The 11706-nt window shown below is 58.0% G+C and carries 6 protein-coding genes; all 6 read right to left on the bottom strand.

The window, feature by feature from the left end:
* Nucleotides 1-4 precede the first annotated feature (4 nt).
* The gene (locus AC5P99_RS16260; RefSeq protein ID WP_070426727.1) at nt 5-2530 is read right to left on the bottom strand and encodes a PglZ domain-containing protein; all 2526 of its coding nucleotides are present in this window, start codon (nt 2528-2530) and stop codon (nt 5-7) included.
* Entirely contained in the window at nt 2527-4335 is a 1809-nt protein-coding gene (locus AC5P99_RS16265) for a DUF262 domain-containing protein (protein ID WP_049450101.1), read from the bottom strand. The genes AC5P99_RS16260 and AC5P99_RS16265 overlap by 4 nt, the downstream gene beginning before the upstream one ends.
* Nucleotides 4332-5879 carry a type II restriction endonuclease subunit M gene (locus AC5P99_RS16270; RefSeq protein WP_197584098.1) on the bottom strand — a complete coding sequence of 516 codons (1548 nt, stop codon included), beginning with the start codon at nt 5877-5879 and terminating at the stop codon, nt 4332-4334. The genes AC5P99_RS16265 and AC5P99_RS16270 overlap by 4 nt, the downstream gene beginning before the upstream one ends.
* Nucleotides 5880-6259: 380 nt before the next feature.
* The gene (locus AC5P99_RS16275; RefSeq protein ID WP_049450105.1) at nt 6260-8152 is read right to left on the bottom strand and encodes an Eco57I restriction-modification methylase domain-containing protein; all 1893 of its coding nucleotides are present in this window, start codon (nt 8150-8152) and stop codon (nt 6260-6262) included.
* A 13-nt stretch (nt 8153-8165) separates the two neighbouring features.
* Nucleotides 8166-9605: a DUF7017 domain-containing protein gene (locus AC5P99_RS16280; RefSeq protein WP_049450106.1), complete on the bottom strand. Its 1440-nt coding sequence runs from the start codon at nt 9603-9605 to the stop codon at nt 8166-8168.
* Nucleotides 9602-11692: an ATP-dependent DNA helicase gene (locus AC5P99_RS16285; protein ID WP_070426723.1), complete on the bottom strand. Its 2091-nt coding sequence runs from the start codon at nt 11690-11692 to the stop codon at nt 9602-9604. The genes AC5P99_RS16280 and AC5P99_RS16285 overlap by 4 nt, the downstream gene beginning before the upstream one ends.
* Between the last annotated feature and the right edge of the window lie 14 nt (nt 11693-11706).

Here is an 11706-nt window from a genome sequence, read left to right on the forward strand (position 1 = left end):
GGGCTCATTCCGTATAGTCGGTTTCAAGCGCCAGATTGCTGTAGGCAGCCAGAGTCGTTGGGTTCAGCGCTTTGACCGAGAACTTGCCTCTGAACTCATCATCCATTCGCAGCGCAATCTGCTTGCGCTGGCCTGGCATCAGGGTCAAAGTTCTGGTCGCGGGGTTCACATCGCCACCTGGGCGCGGCTCTCCCACCACATTGCCCTTGCTGTCTTGCGCTTCCAGCAAGATCTCCACGCTCATGTCTTGCGAGAACATGTCGTCGGCCACCAGTATCACTTCGATGACCGGCAATCGCGTAGTTATTCGTTTGGCGCCGTTCTTGTAGCTCAACTCCACCACCACCTTGCGCAGTTCCGCATGAGCAGCGGTATCCAACCTGGCCACCAACACCGGCACAACGGCCTCGGCCAGGGATGCTCCGCCGTGGAAATACAGGTGCCCTGAGCGATAAGGCGCCATGCTGCGCGGTAGTGCCACTTGGGTGAAATCACCGCGAATGCCGACCTTCTCTGCACTGACAACCAAGCTGTGACCATCCGCTGTGCCGTCGCCCAGCATCATGCGGTCATGGGCATTCACCGGCCACTTGCCTTGCGGTTTCACGCACACATCGCCAGCTTCTGCTTGCGCGTTCAGGAAGAAGCCGTGGTCGGTGACGATGACCGCCTCTTTGAAGCCCATGCCACGCAGCTTATGCAGTGCCACGCGGATCAGCTTCAGCGTGCCAGGGATCAGCCCGAGCGTTGTCTCTGGGTTGCTTTCCAGTTGGCTGTCGATTTCCGTGGAGCGAAGCACCAGCAGATCGACGGTCTCCGCGATCTTCGGCTTACCACGGACAAAATCATTAAGCGGCATTTCCGCGAAGCGATCTCCATACCGCTTGGCCAGCACATTCATGCGCTGCGGGACGTTGCCCACCGGCGCCCCCGCCAGCTTGGGCAGGAGTGAGTCGCTCTCCAGCGCCAGGGTCAAACCCGTGCGAGCGCCCGGCAGCAAGCTCGCCATGCCCACTAGGGTGATGGTCGGCAGCTGTGCGTAGGCCGCTTGCAACTCGACGGGACCGTCTTCCGCCAGCAGCTTTTCGAGGGCCACGCCCAACTCGTAACGCAGGGCGTCCACCATCAGGTAGGCCACTTTGCGTCCGCTTTCCTTGAGTCGATCAGCTACCAGCCGATCAAAGGCATCGGCATTGGCCAGGCGCCCAGTCGGCGGCCATCCCGTAGTCTCGACGTGCTTCACGAACACGCCCTGGACCTTTTCGGCCAGGCGCCGATAGCGCGCTCGAGCCTGGCTGATCACTTCATGCATCAAGCCGTGCTGGTCGAGGAAGTCGCCTGCGGCTTGCTCAAACTCGCGCTGCAAGCGATCTGCTTCACGCAGACTGCCCAGGTAGAAGTCAATCAGCTCCGCTTGCGAGCGGGCGTGATCCGGTAGCTGGCGCTCAAAATCGTCGCAGGCCTCAACCAGGCTCAAGCCAGACCGCACCAGCTCCCACTGGGCCTGGCTTTCGCCCTTGCCGAGCCATACCGAACTCTTGTGGCGGGTCAGCACACGGCGCGTGGCATCGGTGTCACCGCTGACAATGCCCTTGATCGCAGTGCGCAGGAAGGTCCGCTCTTCGAAGGGGAAGGTGTCGCGTTCGCCCAGGTCTTCAATCGCACCGCACAGATCGGTCAGGTTGAGCTCCGCCTCGGTGGTCTCGGCGCGCTCGATGTATATCGCGCGTGACTTCGGGTCGCTGCGCAGACGGTCGCACACATCCTCGACGATGGGTTTGGCTTCCATCGGTGCGTGCGGCACCCCCTTCAAGGTGTCCGGCAACGCCACCGGCAAATCAAACACGAACTCGCTGAACAGTACGTAGCGCCACAGCTCATCCGCCAGGGCGGACCAGGTCTTGCCGCGCGTTTTCACGCTCAGGCCCAGAGTGGCTCGGAGGAAATCAAGCGCCTCTTGCACCCAGCCCTCCTGCCCCTTGAGTGCCTCGGATTGACTGGCACTCGGGGCCAGCAGTGCGGCCAGAATCTCGCGGCCCGACTCCACCCGCAATGTGGCTCGCAACTGGGGCCAACTCACACCGCCGCCAATGGCGTCAATCACCGCATACTGCGGTCGTGGTTCGCGCACAAATAGGCTTCGAATTTCTGTCGCGTAATCTGGCTTAGCACGCAGGCACAGGCTCAGATACTCGTCCCCATCATCTTGCGGGAACACCGCGCCGCATTCTGCGTATACGGCGAATGGATCAGCTTGCTTCTGCTCGTCGGTTTCTGGGCGCTTGGTGGGCACATAGATCAACACACCTTCCAGTGGCGCCTTGGGTTGCCCCACCTCGCGCAGTGCCAGCAGCGCAGCCTCGCGACTTTCGATGCTGCTTTCAGATGCATCGATGACCCGAACCTTCTCGGCTGCTAGGTCGAAGCACTGCTCGCGGTAGCGCTTGTCGGCGTCATACACCACCAAGGCACCCGCTTGCTTAAGGCGCGGCCGCAGCACGCTTTCTCGAATGAATTCTGCAATCGTCATTTGTTCTCCCGCAGGCTCAGGATGGACATCACCTCCTTGAGCATCTTGTCTGTTCGCGCCGTAATGGCGGCCTCGTTCCAATCATCTCGGCTGGCCAAGTCGGCATTCAGGTACAAGCCGTTGCGGTAGCCAATGAAATCACCCTGATCGTTCTTGCGATCGCGCTTCTTCAAGAATTCCATCGTGCCGAGCTTGGAGTTGTAGCCACTCAGGGTCAGGTTGCCGAGCTGGTGCGCACAGCGCTCGCGAATGGCAGCCGCAGTGCCTTTCTGGTTCCCTTCGAGCATCGTCACCCAGCCCGGCCCCAAGTTTTCGGTCTTCGGCAGGATGTGTTCGACGGTAAAAACGGGGCGATCATTGGCGTCATGCACCCACAGGTCGCGTTTGTTTTCACGGGTTTGGTGTGTCTCTTCCAGCTTGCAGAGCATGAACCGCGTGGCGTCGTAATTCTCCAGGTACACATCGCCCTTGAGGCGCGACTCGCAAACATCTTGTGGGGCTGCCCGTCCCAGCAACCAATTACTGCTCTGCTGGATGAAGCCGTCCAGCGCCGTGATCTCGCCACCGCGAATCTGCGTCAGCAAGTGGCTGACCAGTTCCATGAACATCGGGTCGAGTTCGCGAGTGGGCGGCATATCGGTGAGGTTGCGCCAAAAGAACCACTTGGTGAGCAAAGCGGCCAGACGGCTCACCGCATCACCCTCAGTCCATTTCTGGCTCTGCGCCACCTGGCTGGCCCACAGCAAAAATGCGTAAGCCGGCGCGGCTCCCAGGCGCTGCAAGTCTTGCAAGGCCGCTGCGGCAGCGTCGCCCCATTCCGCACGCGCCACGGCGGGGTTGAGCAGTGCCGAGTAGGTTTTGCCCTTGGCTTGCAGCGCGCCGAACAGCCAGACCGGGCGCTTGCGCAGCAGGGTGTCGTAGATCGTGATCAGGTTCGAGCGCGTGGCGCGGGTGCAGCCTTTGACCTCGACCCGCTTGAGGTACTTGAACATGTTGTACAGCTGACGCAAAAAGCGCTCCTGCACCGCCGGGTCGGGCAACTGGTCGATCAGGTCTTTCCACTCGTCAAACGCTCGGTCAATGCCGTAGTCCGGGCGCTTGTCCAACTCGGCCAGCAGGTTGTTCTTGATGATGTCGATGGCCGAGAGCGGGCTGCCCCGGTTGTTGATCGACTCGAACAACATGAATGCGTCGGAATGGCTACGCACCTCGATCTTGACCAGCATGGCCGCTTTGAGCTTTTCCAGCAGGGCCAGTGCGCTGTCCTGGCTGAGCCCTTCCAGTCGCTCACAGAAGTAGCGGTAGGCGCGCGCAATGCGGCGGTTTCCGAAATTGCTCAAGCCCTTCGGCGCTTTCACCTGCTTGGGAAACAGATCGCTCAGCACCTTCTGGAAATCTGTCTTGTTCTGCGCTTGCTCGCTGGGCTCCAGACGCCACTGGCCAGAAGTGCGGACGAAGATGCGGCTTTCCAGGTTGTCCAGCTCCACCAGCAGACGGCGATCCGGATTCGGAATGGCATTCAGCTTGTCGTAGAACGCACAGAACAACAGGCTGATGGTGGTAAACCGCTGCTGGCCGTCGATCAGCTCAAGTCGGCCGCCGGCCATGCCATCTTGCTGGGTGTTCACGCAGATGATGGAGCCCAGAAAGTGCCCACTGGGCGACTCCTCCAGGTCGTTGAACAGCGCGTCCCAGTTCTTGCCGCCCCATACATACTCGCGTTGGTACTTGGGAATGAAGAACGACGTGGTCCCATCGGGGCTGAAGTAGAAGCTGACCGGCAGCGCTTTGACATCCTGAATCATTCATCACCCCCGGCCTTCTTCTTGCCGCGCGCCTTCTTGGGTTTGGCCTCGGGCTCGATGTAGAGATCCTCCAGCCCATGCGCGATAGCCAGAGACTTGTCAGTCTTGCACTTCTCTCGAACACGATCGGGCCAGTAGTTCATGGCGAGGTGCGCCCAGTCGTAGTCGCCTTTCTCTAGCTTGGCCCAGGTGTCCTTGAGCACCTTCTGCCATGGCTTGTGCCGGAACAGCGGCCACAGCGGTGCGGCGCTGATCTGCACGCCGTCGTCGTGGTTGGGGTTGTAGGTGGGCGCCAGCTTGAGCAGGGTGTCGCGCAGCTCGATCAGTTCCAACTCGAAGGCTTGCAGCGCCTCGAACTGCTTCTCGTCGTCACGAGTGCGGGCAGAACCCATATTGCGCAGCACCGTCACGTCGCCACCGACTTGTTTGAGCTTGGGCTCAACGAAGTCATTGATGGCGGTGTACAGCGTCTGGCTGGTAAGGCTGGGGTAATAGACCCACAGGGTGTAACTGCCGGACGTCGTGGACAGCGGCCAATAGATGGGCGCTTTGCGGCGACTCTTGGAGTAGCGCTGTAGATGAAAGGCGAAAAAATCCCGTTGCAGCCAACGGCGCACGTCTTCCGGTACGGGCACCTCGACGCGAACAAGAATTTCCTCAATCAAGCGCGCGAGGTCATGCGGGTGCCCTCGGTCGTCAACCAGGATGCCCGCATACGCATGAAAAGGTGCGGTACCGTCGGGGAGCATGCCGGGGCTTTTCGCCGGTAGTGGTTCGAATGGTTCTGGCTCAGCAGGCGTAGCGCGCTCACCCGTAGCCAGGCGCCAGTCGAAGCGGCCAAAGGCCACGCCGACGGCCCAGCTCAGTAAGCCAGCCGTTTGGTCGATTGGCGTAGCGCTGTCATCGTCCTCGCTCTCCTCGTCTCTGCTGGCTTCTACATCGCCCTGGTTGGCTTCGACGTGGCTTCCCTGCACGGTAGTGCGGTCGGCTTCGCTAAAGCCATAGAGATCAAAGGCAATGGCGTCGATCTCTGACTGAATGCGAGCCAGCTCAGCTTCAATGGCTGGTGGGTCGTAATCGCCCAGGCGAGCGCGCAGTGCACCGGGCAGCGCAAACGCGTGAGACGTCTCTTCGATGGTGTCCAGGGTGCGCTTTAAGCGCCAATACTCCCTCCCCAATACAGCCAATAAGTGCTTCGAATCCGTTGAGATATCGGGTATCGGCGTCCGCTGGACTGTCCCGATTTCGTACGAACGTGCAGCCGCATCCCCCGCTGCAAGCTGCAAACCTATCAATCGCAAGAAAGGGGCTGATATACAGACAGAAAGCAAACTCAACAGATCATCGTCATTATGCTCTTCCAAGAATGCAGCCGGTCCCTTATGACCGAAAACAGCACCGGCAGGCATAGCCCGCATACCGAGTTGACTTGTTGTTCGAGCCGGCCAAGTAATGCCTGGCTGTAAGTAATAGGATTCTCGGTGAAGAACCCAGTCCGCATCACCGTTCAAATATGGGTATTTCTTGAGGACTTCCGCTTCCATTTCAGCGGCGTTATTGGCCCAATTCACGAGAAGCGGGACGTCCGAGTAAACGGGAGAGTACCCACCGCCTTTAGCGTAGGGAAACCAGAGTCTCTGATCAGCACTACACTCCCACGAAGTACGGACAAATCTGAAGTTGTCGCTAGTGGCTGCCCCTTTGAATATTCTCCGACCATTCGACTCGAAAGGAGGGGTTTGGCCGAATGCCTCTAGGAAACACTGAGCCTCCCAATACGAAAATGGAGAACTCGGAACCATCGAGAATACAGATGTGTCACGGACATAAACCCTAGCATCTAGGCCGCCAGCTCTCACTGCCCGGACTACTGAGGCCAACTCTTGCTCCTTTTCAGAGCTTGCCAATAATCTCAAGAAGATCGTCACGCGGCTTTCTCCAATACGTAAGCGGCGGCTTCGACCATCGCGTCGTCCATCACGCCATGCCCCAGGTCGGCCATGACTACTGGCTTGGCAATACCCAAGGCCACCTGCTCACGCCACTTCTGGAAACTGGAGAGGAAGAAACAAGTGCGCGAGGTGATGGCGCCGATGCGACCGCCGGGGCGCAGCAGTTCCAGGCCACGCTCCACCATAATGGCCAGCAAATCGTTCTTGCTGCGCGGATAGGCTTTGGCGAGTTGATCCTTGGTCTTGGCAGCCAGCGCGCCAAACGGTGGATTCATCACCACCACATCAAACACTTCTCGGCACAGATCGATGAGCCGCAAGCCTTGTAGCGCATCCTGCGCAAATAGGCGCCCTTGGTACGTCGACTTTGCCGCCTGGGCAAACTCAGTAAGTGCCTCGCGTAGTCGCTCCTCCGCTTGCTGCCAGTTCTCCTGCTCCTGCACAGCAAACAGGCCGGTGCCTTTGCCCACATAGACCTGCCGAATCAAATGCGGCAACTCGCGCTCGACCTGGAGCAGCACTCCGAGCTCCGGCAGGCCCTTGAGCAGTCGCAGGGTCTTCTCGAACAGCTCGGCGTCGCGCTGATCGAGGTTGGTCACGAACTGCTGGCGCAACTCACGCTCTGCCGGCGGTGCAATCGCGGCCACCACATGCCCCCGCCCGATCAGCGGGCGGTCTTTGGCTTTGACACCGGCATCGTGCCAAGCACGCTGTGCCCGCAGCCATAACGCCAATGAAGCGATTTGCGCGGCACGCGGGTCGATATCCACGCCATAGATGTTGTGTTCGATGATCAGGCGCGGCACATCTCGCAGAAATGCAGCCTCATCTTCGTAGGTCTGGCTCATTGGCTTGAGTGCAGCCTGGGGTTGGGTCGAAACATCCAGCGAGCCGGGGCCGTGCTGCTGCTCCCAGGCCCAGGCCTCGCGATAGATCTCAGCGAACAGGTCAAATGCATACAGACCAAAGTGCATGGAGCCGCAGGCCGGGTCCAGCAGCTTCAGCGTGCGCGGATCGCGCAGCTTGGTAGCGGCCTGGCGCATTTCGTCGGGCTTGACCAGCAGGTACTGACAATGCTCGCGCAGATCGGTATCGCCTCCCGTGGCGTTGAACCACAGCCGACCCAAGGTGTTGTCCACCAGGAACTCGACCACGTAGCGCGGCGTGAAGAACTGGTTGCGTACCGCCAGCTCGCGGCTGTTACGCGGCGCCTGCGACGCATCGCGCATCGCCTTGCGCTCTTCTTTGGAGTTGAAGTACTGGTAGATCCAGCCGATGGTTTCGTCCTCGCTCCATAGCGGGGCGATGTCGGCATCGTTGATCAGGTTGAGCACCTGCAGCAGCGCGGCTTCGCGCGGGAACAGGCGACCCTGCGGTGAGTAGCGGTCGAATAATCCAGGCAAGTCCTGGCTCAGCTCATCGAACACACTGAACAGGTAGGTGCGATAGGCATCGCCGGTTTCGCCCAGGCCGGTGCCAGCCAGCCGGGCGTAGAGCTGAAAGCCCTTGGCCTGGAAGCCGTTGCCGACCGACTCAACCAGTAGGCCACGCGCCTCCGCCATGCGCAGCGCCGCCAGGCGGTTGAGCACGGTAAAGGCTTGCTCGCGGACGATGCGGTCCAGCCCCTGGGTAGCATTCATGTCGCCACTAGCGGTGTAGTGGGCCAGGGTGTCGCGCAGGATGCGGGCGGATTCGCGCTGGGCGTCGTTGATATGGCGCAAGCTGGCTAGCTCCGCCACGGTGCCCGCGTTCGGGTCCATGCCATAGTCGTTCTGCAGCTGGCGGGTGAATTCCTCTTCCAGCACCCGGCGCGCATCGTTGACGAAGCGCTGGAGGCGGTTTCTTGTTGTTTGGTCGAAGGCCATGTATGCCTGTCTCTTAGAAGTCAGCGGAGAGCTGCTGCTCTTTTTTCTCGATGAATTTCACAGCACGCCAGCCGGTCTTACCCTGCTTGTTGGTACGCCGAATGGCCTGACAGGTGACGTCGTATTGCACCTCAGGAGTAAAGGTCTCTGCCATCTCTGGGGCGACGAAGACGTCATCTCGGCTGGTGCTGATGAATGCAAATGTTTTTCCCTCCTGCCTATTCAAAGTGCCGCTAAAAATTTCAAACAGGCCAGGAATGGTTTGAACCTCTGATATTCGCCAATCCAGAGCTTGGCCTTCAACCTCTGCACGCCCAATCTCCACTACAGTACCTGGCAACAAGCTTGCCACTGTGGGAAACTTTTTATGCAAAAGCCCGAGGCCGGTAGCGGCGCCGGTCGCTATATAGCTGAGCCCCTTTTCTGCATTGATGTGGTCAATGACACCGCGAGTGTAGGTAAGGTTTTGTCGGTCCAGTTGTTGAAGCAATGCACGTGCACTGGACTCAGCTTTCGGCAGCGGCTGTAGAGAGTTATTGGCGAGTGCGTCTTGATACCAGTCACTGGTAAGCAGTTGATGCAGTTCCTGGGGCACCTTATAGGCGTGCTTTTCCCTGTACTGCAGTGCCAGGTTCGCCTGTAGTGCTGCCTCATTGAAACGGCCCGCAAGCGCGAGGCGCTGTGCCAAATGGATTCGAACCCTTGCGACTTCCTGCTCCTCCCGAGCCAGCTGGGTTGCATGGGCATAACAAGTCAACGCATCCTGTGGGTGCTCAACTTCCAGGATCTCGCCTAGTAGCGCCCATGGCCAAGCCGCGCGCGACTGTCGACGTAACACTGGCGTCAATCGCTTGATCGCAAGGTCTGGCTCGCCGTTGGCCAGGTGCAGTTTGCTCTGGTAGTAGTTGAGCCATTGGTCGTTTGGCTCATTCTTTAGCGCTTGTTCCAAAACGCCAAGACCCCACTCATTCAGCGTCGGATCCGACTGAGGATCGACAGCCTTAGCCACTGTCTCACGACAGACGGCACGTATGAAGCGTTTATACAAACTATCTACAGTCTTTCCTGCCTCATTGACGAAAGGCTTCTTGTCCTCTTCTGAAAAACTTTCGTTTCCCACCCAGCGGGCAAAAAGAAGAAATTCAGACCAATCCTTGGATGCCTTCCCCGCAAGGCGAAGAAATTGTGAAAAAGCACTATCGCCACGCAGTGCGTCAGCCATGTGCGAGAACTCGCGCATGTCCGGTGACAGTTGGCCAGATAACGCCGCAGGAGATAGCTGCTTTGTCTCGTAACGATCGACGATTTCTTTTACATGGTCATACAGCGCCCATGCGTAGGCTCGAAGAAACCATACGTCACCATTGTTTTGGGGGTACTCCGACCTGGCCAAATCCAGGGCTTCTGCATGCCGTTTTTGCTTGCGAAGTGCAAAGATTTCACTGGAGCTCACTGGTTTTCCTCTTTTTGCGCCGTCATCAAGCGCTGTACTTCCTCATAGAGGCCGTGGCTACTGCCTGGGCCGCCGACTTCCTGAGCAGCCGTCCAAGTAAAGGCGCCGTCGTAAGTGAAATCAATCTCACCTTTGCGACAAGCATCAGCAAAGCTCAATCGCAGCCGATACGGCATCGACTTTTGACCGATACGTTGAATTCCCGATTCGGCAATAGCTTTATCCAGACCATCCAGAAACTCTTGTATGAACTGGCTTGGCTGCTCCGTGCTGGATTTGGCAGCCAGCACACCAAGCGATGTGAGCGCATCCTCCGCCAATTGACTATCTGATAAGGCGCCAGGAACAGATCCAGAGCGACTGACCTGTAATTTGCCATTGTAGTAATACTGAACTACGGCGCGTTTGCCATTGCGCGAAAGGGTGTAGCGCTCGCAATACTGCAAGTGCTGCAACTGTTCAATTTCGATGCCTTGAGCCCCCCACACCAGGCGTAACTGCTGATGGGTTTTCATCAAGGGGGCAATAGCGGGTGTGAACGAAAGCCTCTGCCAGTCTGGATCAGTCATGAGCTCCTGAAGTCCAGCCTTTTCAGGTTTTTCAGACGCGCCTGATGAGCCAGTCCAGGCGATGTCACCGGTGGGTGTGAAGTCAGGGGGATTCACGATGATCAGTTTCTTGGCTGCTCGCGTGATGGCCGTATAAGCCCAACGAAAGAACGATGCATTGCGAGAGCCCCTGCCGGACCCGAAGTCAACAAGGACAGTATTCCATTCCCCGCCCTGCGCCTTGTGACAGGTCATGGCATAGCCGTACTTGACCTGGAGCGCGTTGAAGTACGGGTCGTCACGGATAACTTTGCGGAATTCAGCCGACTTTGGATGCAGGTCAGGGTGGCGCTTTCGAAAATCTACCAAAAGCGCCCGCTGCTCCAACGGGGTCAATTCACGGTTAGGCGAATCTAGCAAGTTCTCTAGTACCAGGCAGTTTGTCTGGATGACGCTGCCATCCGCATCACGAAAAGCAACGGTGATATTGCGGAACCACAACTCAACATGGTGGCCTCCCTTGAGATTTACTGGCACACGTTGTGCGTCTGCTCCCACCTCTATGACCTTGACCAGATCGCCATTGCTGAGTTCGTGCGTTGTTGAGTTTTTGTTTATTAACAGCGTTTCGCCCACCTGGATAGGCAGACTGGCATCGCCCCAACGACGATCTCTGATGTTACGGTTGTAGTCCAGCGCATTGGCGTTAGAGTGCACGACTGCGACGTTAGAAGTTTTTGTCTGCAACCATTGAACGACCAGATCGACGGCTCTTTGGGCATCTACCTGTTCAATATCCTGTCCATTGGGCTGCAGTGAAAATTTATTGAACCGCTCGGCCAGCATCGCGTCGCGCAACTCCGTCGCGCGGTCGAGAATGGCACTGCCCTGCGCCTGACGCATGACATTTTTCAAATCGAACGAATCCACCTTCAACTTGAATTGCTCACTCAGATACGCATCTGACAAGGCCGGTGACGCATTTTCTCCAACCGGAGGTAGCTGCGCAGGATCGCCGACGAAAAGCAGCTTGGTAAGGTGATTCTTTGTGCGACCTGATCTGTTCATTCGGGCAAAGGTCACGATATCCAGGAGCAATCGGCCTGAACCGAACTGCATGAAATCACCGTGATTCTCCTTATCTCCAACCATTGACGATTCGTCGATCACAAACAAGGAAACAACCGGTTCTTCCTCCTTCAACGGGAAGATCATCCGCATCCCCGGGTCGTTAGCCGTCTCGGCCCCTTCATTCACCTCCAAATTGGTAAGCATGTAAATCGCCCGATGGATAGTCGACCCTTCGTATCCAGAGTTTCCAGTGATTTGCTTGATCTTGTTGCCCAGAATTCGGGCTGCCCGGCCTGTCGGTGCCAGGAGGCTGCAGGAAAGGTTCATCTCCTCTAGAGTTTTGACCAGTTGGGCAACAAGTGTGGTCTTACCAGTGCCTGCACTGCCACGCAGGACAAAAGCATCTCGAGTGTCATCAAGAAGAAAGGTTCTAATGGCATCCAGCGCGGCGGACTGCTCTCCGGTCAATTGTATTTCCATGC

The organism is Stenotrophomonas sp. YJH_SMC_80 (assembly GCF_059372495.1).

Excerpts from the sequence above, each read along its gene's own strand:
- AC5P99_RS16270 (WP_197584098.1), bottom strand. The coding sequence starts at position 5,879 with ATGGAAGCGGAAGTCCTCAAGAAATACCCATATTTGAACGGTGATGCG.
- AC5P99_RS16260 (WP_070426727.1), bottom strand. The coding sequence starts at position 2,530 with ATGACGATTGCAGAATTCATTCGAGAAAGCGTGCTGCGGCCGCGCCTT.
- AC5P99_RS16265 (WP_049450101.1), bottom strand. The coding sequence starts at position 4,335 with ATGATTCAGGATGTCAAAGCGCTGCCGGTCAGCTTCTACTTCAGCCCC.
- AC5P99_RS16275 (WP_049450105.1), bottom strand. The coding sequence starts at position 8,152 with ATGGCCTTCGACCAAACAACAAGAAACCGCCTCCAGCGCTTCGTCAAC.